Here is a 23,770-nt window from a genome sequence, read left to right as displayed (position 1 = left end):
CCGAAGCTGCAATTCATCCTTGACTGATTGTATGACAGGAATATAATTGACCCTGCTGTTAGCGCTCACATAGACCGGCGGCGACGAGCGCCGCCAACCAGTAAAACTACAACAACGAAGTCGACGGAGATAGCATCCATGCACAACCAAGCGAGTATCGGATACAGACTGGACAGCCTGCCGCTGTCCGGCTATCACTGGCGGTTGCTCGGGCTGATTGCCGCGGGCATGTACTTCGATTCGTTCGATATCTACATCGCGGGGACCGTGCTCGCCGCCATGATCCACAGCGGCGAATCCACGCTGAAACTCAATGCGATGTTCGTGTCCGTCACCTTTATCGGCATGATGTCGGGCGCGTGGCTGTCGGGTCTTCTCGGCGATCGTTTCGGGCGGCGCTTCTGCTATCAGTTCAATCTCGGGATTTACGGCTTCGCGTCGATCGCAGCGGCGTTCGCGCCATCCATGTACTGGCTGATTTTCTTCCGGCTGGTGATGGGCGTCGGCATGGGCGCCGAAATCGTGGTCGGCTACGGCACGCTGAGCGAGTTCATTCCGGCGGCGTGGCGCGGGCGGTTCGGCACCATCCTCAATCTGATCATCAACACGTCGCTATTCCTGTCGACGTTCCTCGGCTGGCTGATCGTGCCGCAATACGGCTGGCGCTGGATGTTCGCCATCGCCGGTTGCGGTGCGCTGTTCGTGTGGTTTCTGCGTAAGTCGATGCCGGAGTCGCCTCGCTGGCTGGCCTCGCGCAATCGCTTGCCTGAAGCAAACGCGATCGTGTCGAACATCGAAACGGCGTGCGGCATCGATCCAGCAACGGCTATCTCGGCTGCTGCGCAGCAGCCGTATCGCGCCGATGCGCCGGATAGCGGCCGTCTCGGCGACCTCTTCACGCGCCGTCTGCTGGCGCGCACGGTGACGGGCATCACCGTGCTGGTTGGACTCTTCATCGTCAACTACGCGTTCGTCAGCTGGATTCCGACTTTCCTGGTGAAGCAGGGGCACAGCGTGTCGAACTCGCTCGGACTGACGGCGATCATGTTTGCCGGCGGTCCGATCGGCTCGCTGATTGCTTTCGTGCTGGCCGAACGCGTCGGCCGCAAGTGGGGCATCGTACTGTTCTCCCTGATCTGCGCCGCGTTCGGCACGGCCTATCCGTTTGCACAAACAGAAGTGGCGATCGCCGCGCTTGGCTTTGCGATCACCTGCTGTATCTACGTACTGTCGTCGTTTAGCGTGGCAACCTATGTGCCGGAATTGTTCCCGACCGAACTGCGTCTGCGCGGATCGGGCGTGTCGAATACGGTGGGGCGAGCGGTCAGCATCGCTGTGCCGTACGCCGTCGCGTGGGCATTCACGGGTTTCGGCATCGCGGGTGTGTTGACGTTGATCGTCGGTACGTTGCTAGTCCAGGCGTTGATCGTCGGCGTGCTCGGCACCGAGACCCGCAAACGTTCGCTCGAGTCGATCGCCGCGGAAGTGAGCGGTACGGTGGACGCGTCAGATAACGCCGTGAATGCACGCACGGCTTCGGTGACCAGGCCGTAATCGCGGCCGCATGCACTGAATCGAAAGCGTAATCCGGTAAAGGGAAATCCAGCACATGGCAGCGCAGGCAGACAGAAGCATCAGCCAGACGGACACGAACAGCGAAGCGGGACACGCGACGCGGCGGCTCGCGCAATGGATCGGCGACACGACGTGGCGCGACGTGCCGGCCGCCGTGCGTCACGAGGCGAAGCGCGCGCTCGTCAACTACGTAGCCGTCGCGCTCGCCGCCTGCACCGACCCAACGCTCGACAAGGCCGTGCGCAACTATCGGCGTTTCAGCGCAGGGCAGAGTTCGAGCGTGATTGGTCGTAGCGAGCGCGTCGATATGCTGAACGCGGCGGCGCTCAATGCGATGAGCGCGAACGTGTTCGACTTCGACGACACGCATATCCCGACGATCATTCATCCCACCGCGCCCGTTGCCGCCGCGCTATTCGCGTTTGCCGAGTCGCTCGCGGACAGCGGCCCTCATGCAAGTGCAATGACGGGTGAGGCCTTGCTGCTTGCGTTCGTAATCGGCGTCGAAGTGGAGTGCCGGATCGGCAACGCGGTTTCGCCCGAGCACTACCAGCGCGGCTGGCATATCACGTCGACCTGCGGCGTATTCGGCGCGGCGGCGGCGATTGCGAAGGTGCTGGGTTTGAGCGCACAGCAGATCGTATGGGCGTTGGGCAACGCGTCGGCGCAGGCCGGCGGTCTGGTGGAAACGCTCGGTACGATGTCGAAGAGCATCAGCGTCGGCAATGCCGCGCGCAACGGTTTGCTGTCCGCACTGCTCGCCGCCGACGATTTCTCCGGTCCCGATTCGCCGCTCGAAGGCGAGCGCGGTTTCCTGCGTGTCACCGCGTCGAAGCCGGATGCCGATGCGCTGACGCGCGAGCTCGGCCACGAATGGGCGTTGCTGTCGAACACCTATAAGCCCTATCCGTGCGGCGTGGTGCTGAACCCCGTGATCGACGCATGTCTCGATCTGCGCCGCGACGCGCGGTGGACGCTAAATGACGTCGAGCGCGTCGAATTGACCGGACACCCTTTGCTGCGTGAACGCACCGACCGGCCCAACGTGCGTACCGGTCGTGAGTCGCAGGTCAGCGCGCAACATGCGGTGGCGGTCACGCTGGCGACGGGCAAAGCGAGCCTGGCGGAATTCAGCGATAGCGCCGTGACGAACCCAGCGCTGCGCGCATTCGACACGCGTTTGCGTTTCATCGACGACGCGTCGTGGCCGGTCGAGTCCGCGCAGGTCGTTGTCGTGTTGCGCTCGGGCGAGACGTTGTCGCGACGCATTCACGCGGCGCGCGGCAGTCTTGCGGCGCCGCTTGCCGATGTCGAACTCGCGACAAAGTTGCGCGAACTGGCGGACTATGGTGGCTCGGGCGTCGCACCGCAACCGCTCATCGACGCGCTGTGGCGCTTCGACAGCGCAACGGACGCCGCCGCGCTCATGCGGCTCGCGCGCGCGACTTGAACCGCATACGAAACGGTGCATCGAACAGCGCATCGAAACAGATTCCTAACGAATGAGGACAGTCATGTCGAGCAGTGGTCAAGGAAACAGCACTATCGGTTTTGTCGGCGTGGGCGTGATGGGACGGCCTATGGCGCGTCGTCTCATCGAGGCGGGCCATTCGCTCGTCGTGTTCGATCGCGACGAGCAGGCGGTCGCGGAACTCGCGGCAATCGGTGCGCGCGCGGCGAAATCGGTGCGGGACGTGGCCGACAGCGCGCGCATCGTGTTCACGAGTCTGCCCACGCCGGCGGTTTTCAGGCAGGTCGCGCTGGGCGACGGAGGGTTGATCGAGGGTAGCTTTATCAAGATTCTCGTCGACCTGTCGACGGTTGGTTCGCGAATGGAAAAAGAAGTGGCGAACGGTCTGCTCGCGAAGGGCATCGACACCGTGGATGCGCCCGTGAGCGGCGGCGCCGCCGGCGCGCAAAAGGGCACGCTTGCCATCATGATGGCCGGCAAGCCGGCTGCGCTGGATCAGGTGCGCAGCCTGTTCGAAGTGCTCGGCAAGGTTTTTGTGGTCGGCGATCAGCCGGGCCAGGGGCAATTGCTCAAGCTGCTGAACAACATGCTCTCGTCGACCGCCTTTGCCATCACGTCGGAAGCATTTGTCGCCGGCATGCGCGGCGGACTGGACCCGGAAGTGATGATGGCGGTGATCAACTCGGGTAGCGGCAAGAACGGCGCGACGATGGACAAATTCCCGAAACACGTGCTGCCGGGAACTTTCGATTTCGGCTTTCCGGTCGGCAGTGTCTGCAAGGACATCGGACTCGCGGTCGACGAATGCCAGGCGCTCGGCGTGCCGACGTGGGTTGGCAGTGTCGCGCGTCAGGTCTGGAATTACGCCGCGATGCAGGACGGCTCGAAGCGCGACATGACCGAACTCGTCAAATACGTCGAACGCTGGTCGTCGGGCGAAGGTCTCGCGGACTGAATCCGCTACCAGGCGTATCCAGAAACACTCATTGGCTGCGGCCATCTCACATCGGTAACGGAGACCTGAATGATCGTTGAAATGCGTATCTACCACTGTGCGCCGACGCGTCTGCCGGCGCTGCTCGACCGCTTCACGTCGACCACGCTCGGCTTTTTCGAAAAGTACGGCATCCAGCAGATCGGCTTCTGGACGACGCTGATCGGTCCAAGCAATCACGCGCTGACATATATGGTGAAGTGGGAAAGTCTGGCCGAGCGCGAGCAGAAGTGGAACGCGTTCCAGGCCGATCCCGAATGGATCGCGAAACGCGCGGCGACGGAAGCCGACAAGCCGATCGTCGAGCGCATCGAAAATCATTTCCTCACGCCAACGGCATTTTCGGCGCTGCGCTAGGAGCGATATTTCATGACACAACCCAAACGGATCGGATTCATCGGTCTCGGCATGATGGGCGCACCGATGGTGCAGTGCCTGCGCAACGCCGGTTTCGAGCTGTTCATCGACGACGCCGACGCGGCCCGTGCCGATGCGCTCGCCGATCAAACGGGCGCGCAGCGGCTGAACGCGGATCATGCCGCGTCGCTCGACGCTTTGATCACGATGCTGCCGAATTCGGCGATCGTCGAGAAGGTGCTGCTCGGTGATGGCAACCCGGGCAACGATCGGGGCTGGGCCGCGCGGCTCACGAAGGGCGCGGTGGTGATCGACATGAGTTCGTCGGAACCGGAGCGCTCGCGTGAGCTCGGCAAGACGCTGGAAGCGCAGGGTCTCGCGTATCTGGACGCACCGGTGTCGGGCGGCGTCAAGCGCGCGAAGGACGGCACGCTGGCGATTCTCGTCGGCGGCAAGGCCGAGGTGTTGACGCGCTGCAAGCCGGTGCTCGACGCGATGGGCAAGAGCGTGCTGCATATCGGCGCGGCGGGCGCGGGTCACGCGGCCAAGGCGCTCAACAACTACGTGTCGGCGGCAGGCCTCGCGGCCACGGTCGAGGCGTTGCAGATCGCGAGCCGCTTCGGCATCGAACCGGCGGTGATGACGGACGTGCTGAACGCGTCGACGGGCCGCAGCAATACGTCCGAAAACAAGGTCAAGCAGTTCATGCTGAGCGGCACTTTCGCTTCCGGCTTCGCGCTGCAGTTGATGAACAAGGACCTCAAGATCGCCCGCGCGCTCGCGCAGGCGGTCGGTCATCCCATGACGTTCGGCGCGACGTGTACGCAGGTATGGGACGAGGCGGCGCAACACGCCACTCCCGCCACCGACCACACCGAGATGTACCGCCTCCTGCCCGGTGCGGCATCCTGAGCGTGCCTCTGATTCATTGATTCCGGAGCCTGTCATGTCACATGCAGCCCAGTTTTATATCGACGGACGTTGGGTCGAACCTACGTCCGCGGTCTGGTTTGGCGTCGTCGATCCGTCGACGGAAATGGCGTTCGACAAACTCGCGATGGGCAACGCCGAAGATGTCGATCGCGCAGTTGCGGCCGCGCGCCGCGCGTTTCCCGCCTGGTCGGCGACGAGTGTCCCCGAACGTGTCGCGCTGCTCAAGCGCATCGTCGCGATCTACGAACGCCGCTACGACGAATTCGCCGAGGCCATGCGTCGCGAAATGGGCGCGCCCATCACGTTCGCCCGCAACGGCCAGGCGGTGCGCGGTCCCGCGCATCTGAATGCGCTGATCGAGGTGCTCGAACGCTTCGAATTCGAAGAGCAGCGGGGCAGCACGCGCGTGGTGCTCGAACCGATCGGCGTGTGCGGCCTGATCACGCCGTGGAACTGGCCGGTCAATCAGATCGTCGTCAAGATCGCGCCCGCGCTCGCGGCGGGCTGCACGATGGTGCTCAAGCCGAGCGAATATTCGCCGCTCAGTGCGCTGCTGTTTGCGGACGTCCTGCATGAAGCCGGCGTGCCGGCGGGCGTGTTCAATCTCGTCAACGGCGATGGTCCGGGTGTCGGCTCGGCGATCGCGAGTCATGCGGATATCGACATGGTGTCGTTCACCGGCTCGACTCGCGCCGGCGTGCTGGTCGCGCAGTCGGCGGCGGAAACCGTCAAACGGGTCGCGCAGGAACTCGGCGGCAAGTCGGCCAACATTCTGCTCGACGACGTCGATCTGGATCAGGCGGTCGCGCGCGGCGTCGCCGCCTGCTTCACGAACTCCGGGCAATCGTGCTCGATTCCGACACGCATGCTGGTGCCGCGTCATCTCATGAACGACGCCGCGCAGATCGCGAAGCGCGCGGCGCAGGCGTATCGGCTCGGACCGACCGACGACCCGTCGACGCAACTCGGGCCGCTCGTCAACGCCAACCAGTTCAAGCGCGTGCAGTCGCTGATCCAGACCGGCATCGACGAAGGCGCGCGCCTCGTCGCAGGCGGCACGGGCCGGCCGGAAGGCATCGACAAGGGCTATTACGCGCGCCCGACCGTCTTCGCCGACGTTGCCCCCGACATGACCATCGCTCGCGAGGAAATTTTCGGACCGGTGCTGTCGATGATTCCGTACGACACCGAAGAGCAGGCAATCGAGATTGCGAACGGCACCGACTACGGTCTCGCCGCATACGTGCAATCGGCGGATGTCGCGCGGGCGCGCAGGGTCGGCCGCGCACTGCGCGCGGGTGGCGTGCACCTGAACTATCCGCCCGCCGATTTCGGTGCACCGTTCGGCGGCTATAAACGCTCGGGCAACGGTCGCGAATGGGGCGAAGCCGGGCTGCGTGAGTATCTGGAGACAAAGGCGCTGGTGGGTTACGGCGCGGATTGAACGATGGCGGCGTGGCGCATGACGATTGGCTAGCCACGCCAAAAAAATTTGGCCGTATGCATTGTCCGACAATCATTCAGGCAGGCAATGCCGTTCCCGAGGTCGGACGCACGAGCCAACCCTGTCCGCAATCAGTTTGAACCACAGAGGAAGCACGATGGACACCAATGACCGCTTCAACAAAGGCTTCGAAAATCGCAAGGAGGTGCTGGGCGCCGGGCACGTCGAAAAATCGTGGGCGAATGCCGACGACTTCAACCGGCCGATGCAGAAGTTCGTCACCGAATGCTGTTGGGGCGACATCTGGGGCGACCCGACGTTGTCCTTCAAGACGCGCAGCATGCTCAATCTCGGCATGTTGACGGCGATGAGCCAGCACCACGAATTGTCGGTGCACGTGAAGGGCGCGCTGCGCAATGGCGTGAGCAAGGAAGAAATCCGCGCGGTGCTGATGCAGGCCGCCGTCTACTGCGGTGCACCGCTCGCGCTCGCGGCATTCCGTGTCGCGAGCGAGGCGATCAAGGCTTACGAAGCGGAAACGGCCGCCGCCTGACGCGGCACGCAGCGCGGACGGCCAACGGCAAACGGGGCAGCGCAAGGAGAACTCGCATCGCAAAGCGGTGCGGATAACGAACGGAGACAGGTATGAAAGCGTTGACTGCGAATGACGTCGTAACGGCGGAGAACGATCAGTCGATCGAAACGAGGAGGCGCAACGCCATCAAGGGCGCGTTCTTCTCCGAGTTCATCGACATGTTCGATATCTATCTGCCGGTAGTGGTGTTGTCGCCGGTGCTGGGATTCTTCCAGCCGCCGCATCTTTCGGCCGGCATGGAGACCATTCTCGCGTCGCTGGTCTTTATCACGACGCTGCTCGGCCGGCCGGTCGGCGCGTTGCTGTTCGGCATGATCGCGGACCGCGTCGGCCGTCGCAAGGCGTCGATCTGGTCAGTGTCCGGCTTCGGCGTGGTGACGCTGCTCATCGCGTTGCTGCCCGGCTATGAAACGCTCGGCATCGTGTCGTACTGGCTGCTGGTGCTGCTGCGTTTCGTCGACGGGATTTTCCTAGGTGGCGGCTACACGGGCGCCATGCCGCTCGCGATCGAGTATTCGAAGAAAGAGCAGCGCGGTTTCGTAGGCGGCTTCATCATCTCCGGATTTCCGGCCGCATACGTGACCATCAACCTCGTCGCGATGCTGATGTTCGTGCTGTTTCCGCTCAACGGCATGCACTCGCCGTACGCGCAATGGGGCTGGCGCATTCCGTTCGTACTCGGCGCGGCATTGGCAGGTTTGCTGACGATGTACTACGTGCGCAAGGTTTCCGAATCGGAAATCTGGAAGAGCGAAGCCGCCGACAAGGCCGCCGTCACCGAAAAGCTGCCGCTCTCCGATCTGCTGCGCGGCAAGAGCGGTCGCAATCTGTTGCAGGTGCTGGTGATGATGACGGGCTTTTGGCTCACGCAGAACATCATCACGATTTTCCTGCCGACGGGCCTGCTGGTGAAGACGCTGCATCTGAGCGGCTTCCAGATGACCGCGACGCTCATGCTCACTTATTTCGTGCTGTTTTTCAGCTATATCGGTTCGGGGATGATCGCGCAGCGCATCGGACGGCGCCGTTTCTTCGTGATCGTCGGTCCGCTGATCGCGACGGTCGGCGCGGCGCTGCTGTACGTGCTGGCGAATGTCGACGGGCTCTCGCTGTCGACCATCATGCTGCTGGTGTGCGTGCTCGCGGTGCTCGTCACGTCGCCGTGGGGCGTGATCGTCACGTACATCAACGAGCGTTTCGTGACCGATGTGCGTGCAACGGGCTTCGGCGTCGGCTTCAGTCTGTCGGTGATCATCCCCTCGTTCTACGCGTTCTATATGAACTGGCTCGGCGCCTTCATGCCGCTGCGGCTGACCTCGGTCGTGCTGCTGTGCGTGGGTGGTTTGATCGGCATGGTCGGCGCGCTGATGGGCCCGGAAACGAAAGACGTGGATTTCTAATTTCGAAGCAGAGGAACACAACTCATGAACAAGAATCGGATCGGCTTCATCGGTCTCGGCAACATGGGTGGACGCATGACACGGCGTCTCGTCGACGCGGGCATCGCCGTGTTGGGCTACGACACCGTGCGTGAACGCATCGACACCGCCGGCGCGAAAGCAGCCGGCACCGTGGGTGAAGTGATCGCCTATGCGGACGTCGTGATGATGTCGCTGCCGGACAGCAAGGTCGTCGAGGCGGTCGTGGAAGGCGAGGACGGCGTGCTCGCGCATTGTCGCGCGGGGCAGATCGTCGTCGATCTGAGTACGGCCGCCGCCAGTTCGACGATTCGCCTCGCCAAACGCTTTGCCGAGCGCGGCGTGCATTACGTCGACGCCGGCATTTCGGGCGGCGCGGCGGCGGCGGAGAAGGGCTCGCTCACGTTGATGGTGGGCGGCGATGCCGACGCCGTCGCCGCGCTGCAATGGGCCTTCGCGCCGATCAGTTCGAAGGTCGCGCACATGGGCGAGAGCGGCGCGGGCCACACCACCAAGCTGCTGAACAATTTTCTGAACGCGGTGAGCCTCGCCGCCAGTGCCGAAGTGATGGTGGCGGGCAAGAAGGCGGGGCTCGACCTGCATCTGCTGCTCGATGTGCTGAACAGCAGCAGCGGTGTCAATTTCGCCACGCTCAACCGTTTCCCGAAGATCGTCGATGGTGACTATCTGGAAGGCGGCCTGACCGGCAAGCTGATGACCAAGGACGTGGTGCTGTACGTGGACCGCGCGCGCGAACTCGGCGTGATGTCGCTGAATTCGGCCGGCCCGCTCGCGAGCTTCGGCCTGGGCACTGCGCTGGGTTACGGCGACGTGATCAGCAACCGTGTCGTCGATGCGATCGGCGACGTGTCGGGCGGCGTGCGGCTGTTCGACGGAGCACACAAGGAGAAAAACGCATGAAGGTCTTTCACGGCAGAGCGGCCGGCGCGATATCCGAGCGCCGCAGCGACACGTTCACCGGCACCGTCTGGGCCGACCCGGTCATGCCGGCAACCAATGGCGTCACCATCAATACCGTGCTGTTCGAACCGGGCGGCCGCACTTACTGGCACACGCACGAGTTCGGTCAGGTCTTGCAGGTGACGGCCGGTCAGGGCTGGATCTGTCTGGACGGCGAAGAACCGCAGCCGATCCGCCAGGGCGACATCGTGTTCATCGGACCGAACGAGCGGCACTGGCACGGCGCGAGCGAAAACAGCTACATGGTCCATATCGCGACGTCGATCGGCAAGGGCACGTGGCAGGAAGAGGTGGCAGCGCAAGATTATCCGGCTGCCGCGGCCCGCTAGCGCGATCACGAGCGCACTGGATGCGCGTGCGGTGCGCAGGTTGGCCCCGCACGCGCAAACAACATCCACCGTATTTCCATCGATGGAATCACGTCATGACCCAGACTATGCCGCAGCCGGATCTGTCGCGCCTTCGCGACGAACTCGTCGACCTGCACGGCAAGGCGAGTCCCGAATGGGACAGCCTCGTGCGCCTCGACCCGCGTTTCGTCGACGCCTACCTGAAGTTCGCGGGCGTGCCGCGGCGCAGGAATCATCTCGACGACAAGACGCGCGCGTTCATCGCGCTCGCCGCCGACGCATGCGCGACGCAACTGTATGCGCCGGGCGTCGCGCGCCATATCGAACGGGCGTTGTCGTTCGGTGCGACCCGCGACGAGTTGATCGAAGTGCTGGAGTTGATCAGCACGATCGGCATTCACACCAGTAATGTCGGCGTGCCGGTACTGCTCGAAGTACTCGAAGAAGAAGGTTTGCGTCACGGCGCGCCTCAACCCGATGAGCGCAGGCAAAAACTGAAAGCCGAGTTCGAGACAAACCGCGGCTACTGGCATCCGACATGGGAAGGTCTCCTCGAACTGGATCCGGATCTTTTCGAAGCGTATGTCGAGTTTTCTTCGGTGCCGTGGCGCACCGGCGTGCTGAGCCCGAAAATCAAGGAGTTCATGTACTGCGCATTCGACGCGTCCGCTACGCATCTCTACGTGCCGGGCCTGAAGCTGCACATGCGCAACGCGCTGCGCTACGGCGCGAGCGCCGAGGAACTGATGGAGTTGTTGGAAATCGTCAGCGTGACGGGGATTCACGGCGCGGAATTGGGCGCGCCGCTGCTGGAAGCCGCTCTCGCGCGCAACGCGGCGGCGGGGAACGCGCATGCATAATCCAGCGAGACGCGCGTCTGTGTTTTCTGTCTATCCGGCGGCGCGCGAGCAGGCTGCGTCAAACGCCTGGTCTGTGCAGCGCAACGCGCGGACCGGTGCGCCACATTCGGCGTGGCGCGCGATGCAGTCGGCGCCGCTTTCGGTACTCGCGTCGAACGAAAGCGAGCATGCGCACGTGCTCGCTGTCGCGATTCTTGGCTACAACTAGCGTGTCCGTCGATATGACCTCACAATCGGCCACGCTTGTCGTGCTGCGTCACGGGCAGTCGGTCTGGAATCGTGCCAATCGCTTCACCGGCTGGAGCGATGTCGGTCTATCGGATCAAGGGGAGGCCGATGCCCGGCGCGTCGGCGAGCGTTTGCGTGAAGCGGGTTTCCGTTTCGATCTGGCGGTGACGTCGGCGTTGTCGCGTGCCACCGATACCCTCGCGCACGTGCTGCGCACCCTCGACCAGTCACAGCCTGAAACCGTGCGCTCGTGGCGGCTGAACGATCGCCACTATGGCGCGTTGACGGGCATGGAAAAAGACGTGGCCGCGCTCGCCTACGGTGCGGACCGTGTGCGGCAATGGCGGCGCGGCTTCGACCTTGCGCCGCCGGCGCTCGATGCGGACCTGCACGCGGCATTGGTGCACGCGTTACATGACGATGCCATGCCCAGCGTCGATGCGCTGCCGCGCACCGAAAGCTTGCGCGACACATTGCGGCGTGTGCTGCCGCTGTGGGACGACTGCGTTGCTCCTGCACTGACGCGCGGACAGTCGGTACTGATGGTGGGGCATGGCAACTCGTTGCGCGCGCTCTTCAAGCAACTCGACGGCATCGGCGACGACGCAATCGCCTCGGTTGAAGTCGCGCATGCGGAACCGTTGGTCATGACTTTCGACGCAACGCTTCGCGTCACTTCCCGCGTGCCGCTAGCAGCTCTGCCGGCCCGCCGCTGAAACCCGCGCTGGCTCGCCATTTTTACGCGCGGTGCGAGTCAAAAGCTGCCTGCAACGATGCCCGCTCACGTATCATGGAGGCTGGATCTTGTCGGACGGGAATACAATAATGTCAACAGACATGGACGTGATCAGACCTGAGACGCTGCGGCATCAGGTGGAAAACGTGCTGCGCCAGGCTATCGTAAGCGGGCGTTTCGCGCCGGGTGCGCGCCTGATCGAGCGCGAGTTGTGCGAGACGCTCGGTGTAAGCCGGACGTCCGTGCGCGAAGCGCTGCGCAAGCTCGAGGCAGAAAAGCTGGTACGCAGCGTCCCGCACAAAGGCCCCGTCGTCGCGGTGATGTCAAAAGAAGAGGCCGTCGAGTTGTATGCGTTGCGAGGGCTACTCGAAGGTTTTGCCGCCCATGAGTTCGCCCGCCTTGCCAGCGACGACGCCGTTGCTCGCTTTGGCGAGGTCGCGAAGGAACTGCGCGCCGAGGCAACGGCGCAAAACCAGAAAGGCGTGCTACGCGCGAAAACCGCGCTCTATGATTTGCTGCTGGAGAACTGCGGCAACGCGCTAATCCAGGAAATCCTCAATAGTCTCTATTCGCGCATCAATCTGTTGCGCTCCACTTCGCTGATGCATCCGGAGCGGCTGCCGAACAGCTTGCGCGAAATCGACCGTCTTTATAAGGCCTTGAAGGCAAGAGACGGCGAGGCCGCGCAGAACCTTGCACGCTTGCATGTCGCCAATGCCGAGAAGGCGGCGCTACGGATGCTGGATAAGGCGGAGTAGTCGGTGGGCGACCATGCCTTCTCCGGCAAGGGCGCCATCTCACATTGACGACGGGAGGCGAACACGCAAGCCATCTCGACTCCGGAGTCTTCAATGTAGCAGGACCGTCTCCGCGGACGTCACGTCGCGCAAAGGCGTGCGCCGGATCAGATACGTAACGACGATCGCCGCCGCAAACAGAAAATATCCGAGAATATAGAAGCTGCTGGACAGATTGCCGCCGCGTGCATAGAAGCCGACGACAAGCGGCCCGACCACGCCACCGAAACTCGCGAACATGTTGATCAGGGCGATCGAAGGCGCGGCCTGATTACGCGGCACTTTGCTGATCACCCAGGCCCACCATGTGCCGCTCGGCGAGAACAGCCCCGCGCCGGCGATGCAGAACATGATCATCGTGAACACCAGGCCGCCGTCGATATAGTGCTGCGCCAGCAGCGCCGCGCCCGCGACCACCAGCGGTACGGCGACGAACCAACCTCGCGAGAGAGATGACGGCCGGTCGGATAACCACGAGTTGATGAACATCGAAAACGCTCCGAATAGCGACGGCAGCGCGGTGAGCCAGCCAACTGCGGCATAGCCGTGGGCGAAGTACTGCTTGATGAGACTGGGCATCCACAGGCCGAAACTGAAGATCACCATGATCCAGGAGAGCGCGACGACTGCCAGCAACCAGACGGTGGACTGCTTCAGCACACTGCCAAAACTGTCGTCGGCGCCGGTGCCGGCAAGACGCTGCTGCGTGATGAAATCGCGCTCGGACGTGGACAGCCAGCGGTCTGTGGCAGGGTCGTCCGAGACGAATAGCCACACGAGCACCGCCATCCCGATGGCCGGCAAACCTTGCAGGATGAACATCGTCTTCCAGTGAAACACGTCGATCATCCAGCCCGCGAGCGGTGCCATGACCACTGACGACAGCGGCAGCGCATATTGCGCGAATGCGATGCCGCGCGCCCGTTCGCGCGCCGGGAACCAGCGCACGAAGATGACCGAAAACGACGGCCATATCACGCCTTCGGCGAGCCCCATGATGACGCGAACAGTGATCAACGCGGGCAGCGTGTGCACCATCCCGGTCAGGCACGCCATCACGCCCGTGATGAGCATCGATACGGCGATCACGCGGCGTGGCCCAATACGCGTCGAGAGCCAGCCGCCGGGAATCTGCGTGACGAGGTAGCCCCAGAAAAACGCCCCCAGCAGCGCGCCGGTAATCGTGGTGCCGAGTTGCAGGTCGCGCGCCATCTGCGGCGCGGCCACGCCGATGTTGGTGCGATCCGCGAACGCAACCAGGTAACTGATGAATACGATCAGGCCCACACGCAGCCAGCGTGACTTGCCGATTCGTGCCGTGTCGAGTGCGGTGTCCATCGTGTGTCTCCTCCGTCTGTGACGTCGTAGTAGTAGTTGGCGATCCGGCTGTGTGATATCAGGAAACTGCCGGTCAGGAAACTGCCGGTCAGGAAACGGCCGCCTGCTTCTCCAGCGCCGCGATTTCGTCCAGCACGATGGGTAGCGCCAGTTCGAAGCTCGCCATGCCCATCGTGCTCGCCAGTTGCATGACTTCGAGAATCTCGGCTGGCGTAGCGCCATACTTCAGCGCGTTCTCGATGTGCACATGCGTGCCGGGCACGTATTGGTGCGTCACCGACACGTCGACGGCGATGTACATGAACTCCTTCACCTTTGGCGCAAGCTTGCCGTGTACCCAGGGAACCGACGAGAACGTCGTGAACGCTTCGAAGAAATCCGGATCGAGCGCGAGCGTGCCGTCCCAGATCGCGCTCCAGTAGCCACGTTTCTCCGTGAACTCGCGCTTGATCGCCTGGCGCCGCGGATCGGCGTGACGCGCATCGATTGCATTGCGCGGATCGCCGGCGACTTTTTCTTCCAGCACCGGCATGCCGATCACGCATGCATGAACGCCGATTACGCTGATGAGTTCCAGCGTCTCCAGCAGTTCGTCGCGAGTCGCGCCGAGGCGCAGCGCTTCGCGGCAAAAGCGCCGCACGCCGCTGGCGTTCAGATGCGTGACCGATGCTTCGAGAGCGAAACTTACCAGCGCCTTCACTTTCGGCTCGAGCGGACCATTGCGATAGGCGCAGCCCGCAAACGCGAGATACGCGTCGACGAAGGCGGGACTGATTTCGATCAGCGGATCGAGCGACGCGGGCCATGTGCCGCCATCGGCGACGAACGATGCGATCTGTTTCCTGAGTGACGACGAAGTCATTGGGTATCCGAAATGATGTGTGAACGGCTCCGCGCGAGATCTCTGGCCATGACGGCAATCAAGCAGAAACGCGCAGGAGGTGCTGCTTATCTTATGAGCGGCCCGGCGGAACCGCAAACCGATGCATGCCCTGGAATGAGTTGTTGCTTTGCAGCGCAGCCGCCATGGCCAAAGCCTCCCAACGCCTTTACCACGAGCCGACTCCCCGGTTCTCGCGGTTATGACGCGACGCATTATTAAGCGCTGCTTATACATCCCTTTTGCACATTTCAATGGACGCTGACGGTCGCCGCGCCGAGCATTCACTCACGACAACTGCAATGGGAATCCGCATGAAAGCGCTGGAAGGCTTGCGAGTGCTCGATCTGGGAACCTTCGTGGCCGGGCCGTTCTGTGCGACGATCCTTGCCGAGTTCGGCGCGGAAGTGATCAAGGTTGAGCCGCCTGAAACCGGCGATTCGCTGCGCCGGTTCGGCACCGGGACGGATTGCGGCGACACGCTGATGTGGCTCACCGAGAGCCGCAACAAGAAGTGCGTGACGCTCAATCTTGCCGACCAGCGCGGCCAGCAGATGCTTCGCGATCTGGCGGCGAGTTGCGACATCGTCGTGGAGAATTTCCGGCCGGGCGTGATCGAGAAGTGGGGCCTCGACTTCGAATCGCTGCACAAGCGCAATCCGCGCACGATTCTCGTGCGGATCTCCGCCTACGGACAGGATGGGCCGAGTCGCGGCAAACCAGGGTTCGCACGGGTCGCGCATGCGTTTTCGGGGCTCGCCTATCTGGCCGGCGAGCCGGGCCGGATTCCAGTCACGCCCGGCTCGACGTCGCTCGCCGACTACGGCTCGGGCATGTATGCGGCGGTGGGCGCGTTGATCGCGTTGCAGGCACGCGAGCGCACCGGTTGCGGTCAATGTGTCGATCTTGCGCTCTACGAGCCGATGTTCCGTGTTCTCGACGAGATGGTCCCTGCGTACCAGATGTTCGGCAAGGTGCGCGAGCGGATGGGGGCGAACGCAGTGAACGTCGCGCCGCATGCGCATTACCGCACACGCAACGAGCGCTGGGTCGCCATTGCATGCACCAACGACAAGATTTTCCGCCGCTTCGCGCACGTGCTTCAGCAACCTGAACTCGCGGACGACGACCGCTGGGGCCGCGCGTCGGCGCGCATCGCCGCGATCGATGAAGTCAATGCAACTGTGCAGGAATGGGTCGGCGCGCGCGACCACGACGAAGTGCTGCGTTTGTGCGACGAGGGCTCGGTGCCGGCGAGCCTCCTATATAGCGTCGCCGACATTTTCGACGATCCGCAATATCAGGCGCGCGGCAATATCCGGACGATGCCGTCGCGGGCAGGCGACGTGGCGGTGCCGAATGTGATTCCGCGTTTATCGGAAACGCCCGGCGACATCGAATGGCTCGGAACGGCGCTCGGTAGCCATAACGAGGACGTATTCGGCGAGTTGCTTGGTTGCACCGGCTCGGACCTTGCCGCGTTGCGCGCGGCCGGCGTGATCTAGCGATCGAACTCACCATTACCGACGGCTCTCATGTCCCGCTTCCTTCGCACCTATCTGTTCGCACCCGCGACGCGTTCCGAGCGCTTTGACAAAGCCGCGCGCGCGGGCGCCGGCGCCGTGATCGTCGATCTCGAGGACGCGGTCGCACCCGCGCGCAAGGGCGACGCGCGGACCTCGCTCGCGAACACGTTGCCGGCGTTGGCGGACACCGCGCGTGCGTTGAAGGTGCAGTTGCTGGTCCGCATCAATAGCCACGGTACGCCGTGGTACGACGCCGATCTGGCCGCATGTGCCGGGCTTGACCTCGACGGCATCGTGATTCCGAAAGCGGAGCACGCGGACGAGATCGCCCGCATCGCATCGATGGAGCCGCGCTGGGCGCTGCATCTGCTGATGGAAACCGCGGCGGGCTTCGACCGTCTCGCCGAACTGGCGCGTGCGCCCAACGTCGCCCGCCTCATGCTCGGCACCGTCGATCTGGCGCTCGACCTTGGCGCGAATGAAATTGGTGAGCCATTGCATTACTATCGCTCGCAGATCCTGCTGTTTACGCGCCTGGCAGGATTGCTGCCGGCCGTGGACGGCGTCTGCACGAATCTCGACGATTCCACCGCGCTCGTCGCTGAAGTGCAACGCGCTCGCGCCTTCGGTTTCGGGGCCAAGCTGTGCGTGCATCCGAAGCAGATCGCGCCGGTCACCGCCGGGCTCGGTCCGGCGCCGCGCGAGGTGCAATGGGCGACGCGGGTCTGCGAAGTCGCTCAGAGCGGCGCAGCGGTGGCGGTCGACGGCAAGCTCGTCGATGCGCCGGTGCTCGCGCAAGCGCGCCGCATTCTGGAGGCGGCCGGCCATGCGTGAGCAGGCACTGAACTCAGGCGCGCTGACCGTGCCGCATTTGCGGCCTATTGTTGGCCTGCCGATGAACCTCTCGAAGCTATTTCCCGGTAAGCCGTCGAGCCGGAGCATCAACGATCTGCAGCATATCCGCGCGTTCGTCACTGTGGCGCACGAAGGCAGTCTGACCAAGGCGGCGAAGCTGCTCAATCTGACGCAGCCTGCCGTCAGCCTGCAACTGAAGAGCCTGCAGGACCAGTTGAAGCTGCGTCTGCTGGTGCGCTCGCCGCGCGGCCTGGCGCTCACCCCTGACGGCCTCAAGCTGCTGCCGTACGCCGAGCAGATTCTCGAATCGATCGGCAGCTTCGAAGTGGCCGCGGACAACCTCGTCAGCATCCTGTCGGGCACCGTGTCGATCGGCACGATTCTCAATCCACAGACGATTCGTCTGGGCGCGATCCTGCAATACATGGCGAATCGCTATCCGGAAGTGCGCACCCGTCTACGTCATTCGATGACGGGGCACGTGATCGAACGGCTCGCCAACGGCGCGCTCGACGTCGGCTTCTACCTCGGCACGCCGGCTGAAAGCGACGGCGTCGAGCTGCACGCAGTGGCGCTGATGCCGATCACTTATTGCGTCATTGCGCCGAAAGGCTGGCAGGAGCGCATCAACGGACTCGGCTGGGCCGGACTTGCCGAACTGCCGTGGATCTGGACGCCGTCGTCGTCGATGCATAACCGGCTGCTCACGAGCGCATTCGACTCGGTCGGCGCGAAGCCGCAGGTGGTGGCGGAGGTCGATCTCGAAGCGTCGATGATCGAACTGGTGCGTGCGGGCGTCGGGCTCTCGCTCGCGCGCGAGTCCGTCGCAATCGACGAAGCGCAGAAGTACGGAGCGGCGATCTCGCGCGAAGTGCCGATCGAGATTCCGCTGTCGTTCATCAGCCTCGCGCGGCGGCGCGAGGAGCCGTTGATCGAAGCAATGTTCTACGCCGCGCAGATGGCGTTCGCCTGAACGCGGGAGAGTGCGGGAAAGGCAGTTTCAAAGGCGCTCGCAGCGACCGACAACATAGGAGACAGACCATGCCGGCTTATGGAGCAAACGTGGCACAACGGCTCGACGCGCTCGAGACCGGACCGTTTCACTGGCGTCTGCTGGGCCTGATCGGCGGCGGCATGTTCTTCGATGCATTCGACAATTTCCTCGCGGGCAGCGTGCTCGGCGCGCTGGTGCAACAGGGCCTGTCGGACATGCATATGAACGCGCTGTTCATTTCGATGAGCTTTGCGGGACTCACACTCGGCGCGTGGGGCGCGGGCGTGATCGGCGATCGCTTCGGGCGGCGCTTCTCCTACCAGTTCAATCTGCTCATCTTCGGCGTGACGTCGATTGCCGCGGCGCTCGCGCCTTCGATGACGTGGCTGATCGTGCTCCGTTTCATCATGGGTATCGGGCTGGGCGCGGAAATCGTCGTCGGCTACAGCACGCTGAACGAATTCACACCGGCGCATGCGCGGGGCCGCTTCTCGTCGTTGCTGAATCTGATTACGAACTCGTCGGTGCTGGTCTCGTCCGCATGCGCGTTCCTGATCATTCCGCACTTCGGCTGGCGCTGGATGTTCGCGATACCGGGCATCGGCGCGCTCGTGATCTGGTATCTGCGCAAGTCGATGCCGGAATCGCCGCGTTGGCTCGCGGCGGTCGGGCGGCATCAGGAGGCTCGCGAAGTGGTCGAGCGGATCGAGGCGCAAAGCGTGCGTCGCGATGCGCCGATTCCGAATGCGCCGCAGGAGGAAGAACCGGGACGGCTGCGCGATCTGTTCGCGGCGCGACAGATGTCGCGCACGCTGGTCGGCATCGCGGTGGTCTGCATTTCGTTCACGGCGATGTACGCGTTCGTCGCGTGGGTGCCGACCTTCCTCGTCAAGCAGGGCTTCGATATTTCGCACTCGCTGCTGATCACGTCGGCCATGTTCGCGGGCGGTCCCGCGGGTTCGTTGATCAGCATGGCGATCGCGGACAGGATCGGCCGCAAGTGGGGACTCGTGATCTTTTCGGCATTGGGCGCCGCGATCGGCATGGCGTACCCGTATGTCACTCACGCGGCGACGATTGCGCTGGTCGGTTTCGGTGTGACGACATGCATCTACGTGACGTCCGCGCTGGGTGTTGCGTGCTACGTCACCGAGCTTTTCCCGACACGGCTGAGACTGCGCGGCGTGGGGCTCGCGAATGCGGCGGGACGTGCGGTAAACGTTGGCGTGCCGTACGTGGTGGCGAGCGTCTATGCGCTGGCCGGACTGCTCGGCGTCGTGACCTTCATTGCCGCGCTGTTCGCGCTGCTGGTGGTAATTCTCTCTATATTCGGCATCGAAACAAGGAAGCGCACGCTCGAGGAGGTGCAGGCGAGTACCGCGCCGGAGACCGTCATCGGCGTGGAAAAACCCATCAACATCGGAGGCATGTAAATGAGCAACGCATCGGATACGTACGAACTATTCGCGATCAAGTACGCACGGCGGGACGGCTGGCGCTGCGACAACTTCATTGGCGGCGACGACGATCACCAGAGCGCGATGCCGCTCGACTACTACGTGTGGGTCGCGAGAAACAGTGAGCGCGCCGTGCTGATCGACACCGGCTTCAACGCCGAGGTTGCCGCGAAGCGCGGGCGTGGCGTGCTGCGCTGTCCGATCGATTCGCTCAGACTCGTCGGCGTCGATCCCGATGCGGTCAGCGACGTGGTCATCACGCATTTGCACTACGACCATGTCGGCAATTTCACGCTGCTGCCGGCGGCGCGTTTCCATCTTCAGGAAACGGAGATGCATTTCGCCACCGGGCGTCATATGAAATACCGGCATTTTGCCCACCACTACGAGCCCGACGATGTCGCCGCGATGGTGAAGATGAATTTTGCGCAACGCGTGGTGATGCACGACGGTCCAGTCGATCTCGCGCCGGGTATCCAGTTGCAACCGGTCGGCGGTCATACGCCGGGTTTGCAGGTCGTGCGCGTGAAGACCGCTCGCGGTTGGGTCGTGGTCGCGTCCGATGCTTCGCACTTCTACGACAACATCGAAAATCGCCGGCCATTTTCGAACGCTTGCGATGTTTGCACGATGCTCGAAGCGTACGACACCGTCTATCGACTCGCCGATTCGAAGCAGCACGTGATTCCTGGCCACGACCCGCAGGTGCTTGAACGCTATCCGGCGCCGACGCGCGAACTGGAAGGGATTGTCGCGCGACTCGACGTGGCGCCGAACGAGATCGCCCGGTAACGACCGATAAAGCCGCCTGAACACGCGAACGCTCATCAAGAGAACGACTATGGAAGACGAACTGCGCATCATGGCCGTGGCCGGCAATCTCGGCTATGGCTTTCCCGAAGCATCGCTGCGTAACGGCATCGCCCGCAAGCCGCACGTGATCGGCGCCGACAACGGCTCGTCCGATCCGGGACCGTACTATCTCGGGAGCGGCAAGTCGCTCATCAAGCGCGAGCAGTTGCGCCGCGATCTGGGGTTGTCGCTGAAAGCGGCGCGCGACGCTGGCGTGCCCTACGTGATCGGCACAGCGGGCACAGCGGGCGGCAAGCCGCATATGGAAGAGTTTCTCGATGTACTCGACGAAGTCACGCGACGCGACGGCTTGCGCTACAAGCTGGCGACGATTCCGGCGGAGATCGACAAGAACGTCATCAAGCAGGCGATTCGCGAAGGCCGCGTGAAATCGATGGGCGTGCTGCCCGAACTGACCGAACAGGCCGTGGACGACGCCACACGCATCGTCGCGCAGATGGGCACCGATCCGTTCGTCAACGCGTTCGAGGCGGGTGCCGACGTGGTCATCGCCGGCCGAGCGTGCGATACCGCGATTTACGCGAGTCTTGCCGCCTGGCGTGGTTTCGACATGGGCCTCGCGTTTCATATGGCGAAGCTGCTCGAATGCGGCGCGCAATGCGCCGTGCCGCTCGCCGCGAACGACTGCCTGCTCGGCACGCTGCGCCGCGATCACTTCGAACTGGAGCCGATGAACCCGGAGCGGGGCGTGACGCCTGTTTCCGTTGCCGCGCACATGATGTACGAACAGCCCGATCCGCACCATTTTTACGAGCCGGAAGGTTTGGTCGATCTCGAACATACGCACAGCGAAAAGCTCGACGACCGCCGCGTGCGGGTGACCGGCAGCAAGCTGGTCGAGATGCCACCGAGCATCAAGCTCGAAGGCGTGAAGCTGCGCGGCTACCGGACGATCACCATCGCGGGCATGACCGATCCACGCCTGCTCGCGGCGGTCGATCAGGTCGAAGCGCGGGTGCGCGACGACGTTGCGCGTCTGACCGCGCTCGACATGAAGCCGGGCGAGTACGAGCTCAACTTCATCTACTACGGCCGCAATGGCGTACGCGTCGATCAGCGCGAGCCGCGTCTCGCTCATGAAATCGGCATGGTGATCGAGGCGATTGCACCCACGCAGGAACTCGCGAACATGGCGCTTTCGCTCGCGCGCAGTTCGTTCCTGCATGGCTATTTCAAGGGGCGCAAGGCGACCGCCGGCAACCTTGCCTTTCCGTTTTCACCATCGGATCTGGTTGGCGGACCCGTGTACGAATTTACGATTTATCACGTGATGCAGGTTGCCGACCCGGCCGCGCTCTTTCCCGTAACCACGACCCAGATCGGGTGATGCGATGAATTTGACCGACGTATTCGATCCTTCCCGCGGCGACACCGTTTACGACCTCGCCGAAGTGATGCGCAGCAAGAACGCTGGCCCGCTGTACCTGACCTTCGACATGATCTTTCCAGATGCCGCCGTATATCGCCGCGTGCGCGACAGCGACGTGCTGACGCCTGAGTTGGTGAGCGCGCTCTATCAGGTGGATGCGGGCGATGTCAGCATCGTTTCATTCGATGCCGCCAACGCGATCAAGATCACCATTCCCCGCACCGGACCCACATCCGGTGCGCCTGGCGATCGCGACGTGTATGGTGCTCAACAGCATGAACCGTTGATTGGGGTGCGCATTCCACCGGCAGCGCAGGCGGACTGACACTCTTTGCGCACGCGGCGCGCGCGTTGGGAAGATCGCCTCGGTGTCACTCGGCGAGATGAATCACAAGCGCATCGAACTTATGCTTTATTCGTCGTCACCTCACACACCGAATCCCTGCATACACATACTGATAATGCGGCTGAAACCAATTGCGAAAAGCCGGCCGCAGCATGCACTGCGCGGTGCGTGCCGAGCCGCCTTTGATCACGTAGTGCTGGCCGTCAAAAAAGTTGGCTGAATAGCCGAGATAAAACGGAAAGGCTTCGAAGCCGGGCAGCGCGTCGAATACCGTCGAAGTCCACTCCCAGCCATTGCCGAATTGTCCTTCCACGCCGAACGCGCTGACGTTATCCGGATGCACGTCGACCGGTTTCGGATCCCAGCTGCGAAAATCGAAATTACCCGACGCGGCGTGCGGCGCGCCGTGTGCCGCACGTTGCCACTGCGCCTCGGTGGGTAATACTTTGCCTGCCCAGCGCGCGTAGGCGCTGGCTTCGGCGTGGCTCACGTACACGGGCCAGTCGAGCGGCAGCGGGACTTCGTCGAACATGGTGCGCAACGTCCATGCGCCATGTTCGCCGCCTGCATCGTGCCGCGACCAGCACGCGGGATGCTCGATATGCTCGGCTTCCTTCCACGCCCAATCCTTCTCCGACCACCACTTCGCTTCGCGATAGCCGCCTGCCTCGATGAACTGGCGGAATGCACCGTTCGTCACCATATGGCGATCGATCTCGAAGGCGGGCACATCGACATGCAATTCGCCGAACTCATTGTCCCAGCCGAAGCGGCCGCCGTCGCGCGGCATGCCGAGCACGGCTGTGCCGGCCGGTACGCTGACCATCGACGACAACGCGTCGCGCGGTTCCGCACGCGTCACGACAGGCTCGCGCAATTCGGTGACCTTCTGCGCAAGCGGCAACTGGTGAAGCATGTATGCCAGCGTTTCGGCATGCATCAACCGATGCTCGATCGCGACGTTCAGCAACTGCTCGGAGGCATCGGCTTGCGCACCGTTGCGGCCGAGTTGCGCGGTGTGCGTCAGCGCGTCGAGCTCGCGGTCGATCTGCTCGCGAGCACGCGAGCCGTAGTCGCGAACGACGTCGAGCGACGGCCAGTCACTGGGTTGATCGGTCGGAAAACCGCCGTCGACGGGATCGATACCGAAGGCAAAAAGCTGGTCGAGGTGCGGATCGAACGCCGGCAGGTCGCACAGGCGTTGATCGAAAAGATTACGATCGAAAGCTTCCAGATGGCCGATGTAAAACACGATCCGGTGGCGTTCACGGATCGGCCGTTCATACAGAAACTCGGGCTTGACGATGGAAAACAGTGCGTCAGTCACTTGACGCGCTTCGATCAGCCGCTGGACGAGCGGGTGATGCGGGGCGGGGTCGCGATTCATTTCGCC

The 23,770-nt window shown here is 63.2% G+C and carries 24 protein-coding genes; 21 read left to right on the top strand and 3 right to left on the bottom strand.

Features of this window, described 5'->3' with window-relative positions; translation table 11 throughout:
• Nucleotides 1-138 precede the first annotated feature (138 nt).
• The 14 genes from B0G74_RS27835 to B0G74_RS27770 all read left to right on the top strand — a co-directional run bounded on the left by B0G74_RS27835 (nucleotide 139) and on the right by B0G74_RS27770 (nucleotide 12,700).
• A complete protein-coding gene (locus B0G74_RS27835; RefSeq protein WP_132378320.1) occupies nucleotides 139-1,554 on the top strand; it encodes an MFS transporter in 1,416 nt (471 codons plus the stop codon).
• Nucleotides 1,555-1,609: 55 nt separating this feature from the next.
• Nucleotides 1,610-3,025 carry an MmgE/PrpD family protein gene (locus tag B0G74_RS27830; RefSeq protein WP_132378318.1) on the top strand — a complete coding sequence of 472 codons (1,416 nt, stop codon included), beginning with the start codon at nucleotides 1,610-1,612 and terminating at the stop codon, nucleotides 3,023-3,025.
• Between the two features lie 52 nt (nucleotides 3,026-3,077).
• Nucleotides 3,078-4,001, top strand: coding sequence for an NAD(P)-dependent oxidoreductase (locus B0G74_RS27825; protein ID WP_132378316.1), 924 nt, complete (start codon nucleotides 3,078-3,080; stop codon nucleotides 3,999-4,001).
• A gap of 69 nt (nucleotides 4,002-4,070) precedes the next feature.
• Nucleotides 4,071-4,397 carry an NIPSNAP family protein gene (locus B0G74_RS27820; protein ID WP_132378314.1) on the top strand — a complete coding sequence of 109 codons (327 nt, stop codon included), beginning with the start codon at nucleotides 4,071-4,073 and terminating at the stop codon, nucleotides 4,395-4,397.
• Nucleotides 4,398-4,409: 12 nt separating this feature from the next.
• Nucleotides 4,410-5,309, top strand: coding sequence for an NAD(P)-dependent oxidoreductase (locus B0G74_RS27815; protein WP_132378312.1), 900 nt, complete (start codon nucleotides 4,410-4,412; stop codon nucleotides 5,307-5,309).
• A gap of 34 nt (nucleotides 5,310-5,343) precedes the next feature.
• Nucleotides 5,344-6,774 carry an aldehyde dehydrogenase family protein gene (locus tag B0G74_RS27810; protein WP_132378310.1) on the top strand — a complete coding sequence of 477 codons (1,431 nt, stop codon included), beginning with the start codon at nucleotides 5,344-5,346 and terminating at the stop codon, nucleotides 6,772-6,774.
• Nucleotides 6,775-6,931: 157 nt separating this feature from the next.
• The gene (locus B0G74_RS27805; protein ID WP_132378308.1) at nucleotides 6,932-7,327 is read left to right on the top strand and encodes a carboxymuconolactone decarboxylase family protein; all 396 of its coding nucleotides are present in this window, start codon (nucleotides 6,932-6,934) and stop codon (nucleotides 7,325-7,327) included.
• 92 nt (nucleotides 7,328-7,419) lie between these two features.
• Nucleotides 7,420-8,769: an MFS transporter gene (locus B0G74_RS27800; RefSeq protein WP_132378306.1), complete on the top strand. Its 1,350-nt coding sequence runs from the start codon at nucleotides 7,420-7,422 to the stop codon at nucleotides 8,767-8,769.
• Between the two features lie 24 nt (nucleotides 8,770-8,793).
• A complete protein-coding gene (locus tag B0G74_RS27795; protein ID WP_132378305.1) occupies nucleotides 8,794-9,708 on the top strand; it encodes an NAD(P)-dependent oxidoreductase in 915 nt (304 codons plus the stop codon).
• Entirely contained in the window at nucleotides 9,705-10,097 is a 393-nt protein-coding gene (locus B0G74_RS27790) for a cupin domain-containing protein (protein WP_132378303.1), read from the top strand. The genes B0G74_RS27795 and B0G74_RS27790 overlap by 4 nt, the downstream gene beginning before the upstream one ends.
• 95 nt (nucleotides 10,098-10,192) lie before the next feature.
• Nucleotides 10,193-10,978, top strand: a complete 786-nt coding sequence (locus tag B0G74_RS27785; protein ID WP_132378301.1) for a carboxymuconolactone decarboxylase family protein — start codon at nucleotides 10,193-10,195, stop codon at nucleotides 10,976-10,978.
• The gene (locus tag B0G74_RS27780; RefSeq protein ID WP_132378299.1) at nucleotides 10,971-11,186 is read left to right on the top strand and encodes a hypothetical protein; all 216 of its coding nucleotides are present in this window, start codon (nucleotides 10,971-10,973) and stop codon (nucleotides 11,184-11,186) included. The genes B0G74_RS27785 and B0G74_RS27780 overlap by 8 nt, the downstream gene beginning before the upstream one ends.
• A 13-nt stretch (nucleotides 11,187-11,199) precedes the next feature.
• Nucleotides 11,200-11,922 (top strand): 2,3-diphosphoglycerate-dependent phosphoglycerate mutase, encoded by a 723-nt coding sequence (locus B0G74_RS27775; RefSeq protein WP_132378297.1) that lies wholly within the window; start codon nucleotides 11,200-11,202, stop codon nucleotides 11,920-11,922.
• Between the two features lie 109 nt (nucleotides 11,923-12,031).
• Entirely contained in the window at nucleotides 12,032-12,700 is a 669-nt protein-coding gene (locus tag B0G74_RS27770) for a GntR family transcriptional regulator (RefSeq protein ID WP_132378295.1), read from the top strand.
• 90 nt (nucleotides 12,701-12,790) lie between these two features.
• Here B0G74_RS27770 and B0G74_RS27765 read toward each other — a convergent pair whose 3' ends face one another.
• Together B0G74_RS27765 and B0G74_RS27760 are read right to left on the bottom strand one after the other, a co-directional pair.
• On the bottom strand, nucleotides 12,791-14,077 hold the full coding sequence (locus tag B0G74_RS27765; protein WP_132378293.1) for an MFS transporter: 1,287 nt from the start codon (nucleotides 14,075-14,077) through the stop codon (nucleotides 12,791-12,793).
• Between the two features lie 88 nt (nucleotides 14,078-14,165).
• Entirely contained in the window at nucleotides 14,166-14,939 is a 774-nt protein-coding gene (locus B0G74_RS27760) for a carboxymuconolactone decarboxylase family protein (RefSeq protein WP_132378291.1), read from the bottom strand.
• Between the two features lie 332 nt (nucleotides 14,940-15,271).
• On the opposite strand from B0G74_RS27760, the gene B0G74_RS27755 reads away from it, so the two are divergent.
• The 7 genes from B0G74_RS27755 (at nucleotide 15,272) to B0G74_RS27725 (ending at nucleotide 22,356) form a co-directional block, all read left to right on the top strand.
• Entirely contained in the window at nucleotides 15,272-16,462 is a 1,191-nt protein-coding gene (locus tag B0G74_RS27755) for a CaiB/BaiF CoA-transferase family protein (RefSeq protein WP_132378289.1), read from the top strand.
• 30 nt (nucleotides 16,463-16,492) lie between these two features.
• Nucleotides 16,493-17,317 (top strand): CoA ester lyase, encoded by an 825-nt coding sequence (locus tag B0G74_RS27750; RefSeq protein ID WP_132378287.1) that lies wholly within the window; start codon nucleotides 16,493-16,495, stop codon nucleotides 17,315-17,317.
• Nucleotides 17,310-18,311 carry a LysR family transcriptional regulator gene (locus B0G74_RS27745; RefSeq protein ID WP_342960625.1) on the top strand — a complete coding sequence of 334 codons (1,002 nt, stop codon included), beginning with the start codon at nucleotides 17,310-17,312 and terminating at the stop codon, nucleotides 18,309-18,311. The genes B0G74_RS27750 and B0G74_RS27745 overlap by 8 nt, the downstream gene beginning before the upstream one ends.
• 68 nt (nucleotides 18,312-18,379) lie before the next feature.
• Nucleotides 18,380-19,765 carry an MFS transporter gene (locus B0G74_RS27740; RefSeq protein ID WP_132378285.1) on the top strand — a complete coding sequence of 462 codons (1,386 nt, stop codon included), beginning with the start codon at nucleotides 18,380-18,382 and terminating at the stop codon, nucleotides 19,763-19,765.
• On the top strand, nucleotides 19,766-20,581 hold the full coding sequence (locus B0G74_RS27735; RefSeq protein WP_132378283.1) for an N-acyl homoserine lactonase family protein: 816 nt from the start codon (nucleotides 19,766-19,768) through the stop codon (nucleotides 20,579-20,581). It begins immediately after the preceding gene.
• 49 nt (nucleotides 20,582-20,630) lie between these two features.
• A complete protein-coding gene (locus B0G74_RS27730) occupies nucleotides 20,631-21,989 on the top strand; it encodes an acyclic terpene utilization AtuA family protein (RefSeq protein WP_132378281.1) in 1,359 nt (452 codons plus the stop codon).
• Nucleotides 21,990-21,993: 4 nt separating this feature from the next.
• Nucleotides 21,994-22,356, top strand: a complete 363-nt coding sequence (locus B0G74_RS27725; protein WP_132378279.1) for a DUF4387 domain-containing protein — start codon at nucleotides 21,994-21,996, stop codon at nucleotides 22,354-22,356.
• A gap of 97 nt (nucleotides 22,357-22,453) precedes the next feature.
• On the opposite strand, the gene B0G74_RS27720 is transcribed toward B0G74_RS27725, so the two are convergent.
• Nucleotides 22,454-23,764: an SUMF1/EgtB/PvdO family nonheme iron enzyme gene (locus tag B0G74_RS27720; protein ID WP_132378277.1), complete on the bottom strand. Its 1,311-nt coding sequence runs from the start codon at nucleotides 23,762-23,764 to the stop codon at nucleotides 22,454-22,456.
• Between the last annotated feature and the right edge of the window lie 6 nt (nucleotides 23,765-23,770).

Source organism: Paraburkholderia sp. BL9I2N2 (assembly GCF_004339745.1).
Taxonomy (GTDB): Bacteria; Pseudomonadota; Gammaproteobacteria; order Burkholderiales; family Burkholderiaceae; genus Paraburkholderia.
This window is presented reverse-complemented; position numbering and strand designations above follow the sequence as displayed.

Bases quoted from the DNA above. Each gene is read 5' to 3' on its own strand.
- B0G74_RS27820 (WP_132378314.1), top strand. From the start codon at position 4,071: ATGATCGTTGAAATGCGTATCTACCACTGTGCGCCGACGCGTCTGCCG.
- B0G74_RS27775 (WP_132378297.1), top strand. From the start codon at position 11,200: ATGACCTCACAATCGGCCACGCTTGTCGTGCTGCGTCACGGGCAGTCG.
- B0G74_RS27795 (WP_132378305.1), top strand. From the start codon at position 8,794: ATGAACAAGAATCGGATCGGCTTCATCGGTCTCGGCAACATGGGTGGA.
- B0G74_RS27810 (WP_132378310.1), top strand. From the start codon at position 5,344: ATGTCACATGCAGCCCAGTTTTATATCGACGGACGTTGGGTCGAACCT.
- B0G74_RS27800 (WP_132378306.1), top strand. From the start codon at position 7,420: ATGAAAGCGTTGACTGCGAATGACGTCGTAACGGCGGAGAACGATCAG.
- B0G74_RS27725 (WP_132378279.1), top strand. From the start codon at position 21,994: ATGAATTTGACCGACGTATTCGATCCTTCCCGCGGCGACACCGTTTAC.
- B0G74_RS27735 (WP_132378283.1), top strand. From the start codon at position 19,766: ATGAGCAACGCATCGGATACGTACGAACTATTCGCGATCAAGTACGCA.
- B0G74_RS27835 (WP_132378320.1), top strand. From the start codon at position 139: ATGCACAACCAAGCGAGTATCGGATACAGACTGGACAGCCTGCCGCTG.
- B0G74_RS27825 (WP_132378316.1), top strand. From the start codon at position 3,078: ATGAGGACAGTCATGTCGAGCAGTGGTCAAGGAAACAGCACTATCGGT.
- B0G74_RS27770 (WP_132378295.1), top strand. From the start codon at position 12,032: ATGTCAACAGACATGGACGTGATCAGACCTGAGACGCTGCGGCATCAG.
- B0G74_RS27830 (WP_132378318.1), top strand. From the start codon at position 1,610: ATGGCAGCGCAGGCAGACAGAAGCATCAGCCAGACGGACACGAACAGC.
- B0G74_RS27785 (WP_132378301.1), top strand. From the start codon at position 10,193: ATGACCCAGACTATGCCGCAGCCGGATCTGTCGCGCCTTCGCGACGAA.
- B0G74_RS27720 (WP_132378277.1), bottom strand. From the start codon at position 23,764: ATGAATCGCGACCCCGCCCCGCATCACCCGCTCGTCCAGCGGCTGATC.
- B0G74_RS27730 (WP_132378281.1), top strand. From the start codon at position 20,631: ATGGAAGACGAACTGCGCATCATGGCCGTGGCCGGCAATCTCGGCTAT.
- B0G74_RS27740 (WP_132378285.1), top strand. From the start codon at position 18,380: ATGCCGGCTTATGGAGCAAACGTGGCACAACGGCTCGACGCGCTCGAG.
- B0G74_RS27760 (WP_132378291.1), bottom strand. From the start codon at position 14,939: ATGACTTCGTCGTCACTCAGGAAACAGATCGCATCGTTCGTCGCCGAT.
- B0G74_RS27745 (WP_342960625.1), top strand. From the start codon at position 17,310: ATGCGTGAGCAGGCACTGAACTCAGGCGCGCTGACCGTGCCGCATTTG.
- B0G74_RS27790 (WP_132378303.1), top strand. From the start codon at position 9,705: ATGAAGGTCTTTCACGGCAGAGCGGCCGGCGCGATATCCGAGCGCCGC.
- B0G74_RS27815 (WP_132378312.1), top strand. From the start codon at position 4,410: ATGACACAACCCAAACGGATCGGATTCATCGGTCTCGGCATGATGGGC.
- B0G74_RS27755 (WP_132378289.1), top strand. From the start codon at position 15,272: ATGAAAGCGCTGGAAGGCTTGCGAGTGCTCGATCTGGGAACCTTCGTG.
- B0G74_RS27780 (WP_132378299.1), top strand. From the start codon at position 10,971: ATGCATAATCCAGCGAGACGCGCGTCTGTGTTTTCTGTCTATCCGGCG.
- B0G74_RS27765 (WP_132378293.1), bottom strand. From the start codon at position 14,077: ATGGACACCGCACTCGACACGGCACGAATCGGCAAGTCACGCTGGCTG.
- B0G74_RS27750 (WP_132378287.1), top strand. From the start codon at position 16,493: ATGTCCCGCTTCCTTCGCACCTATCTGTTCGCACCCGCGACGCGTTCC.
- B0G74_RS27805 (WP_132378308.1), top strand. From the start codon at position 6,932: ATGGACACCAATGACCGCTTCAACAAAGGCTTCGAAAATCGCAAGGAG.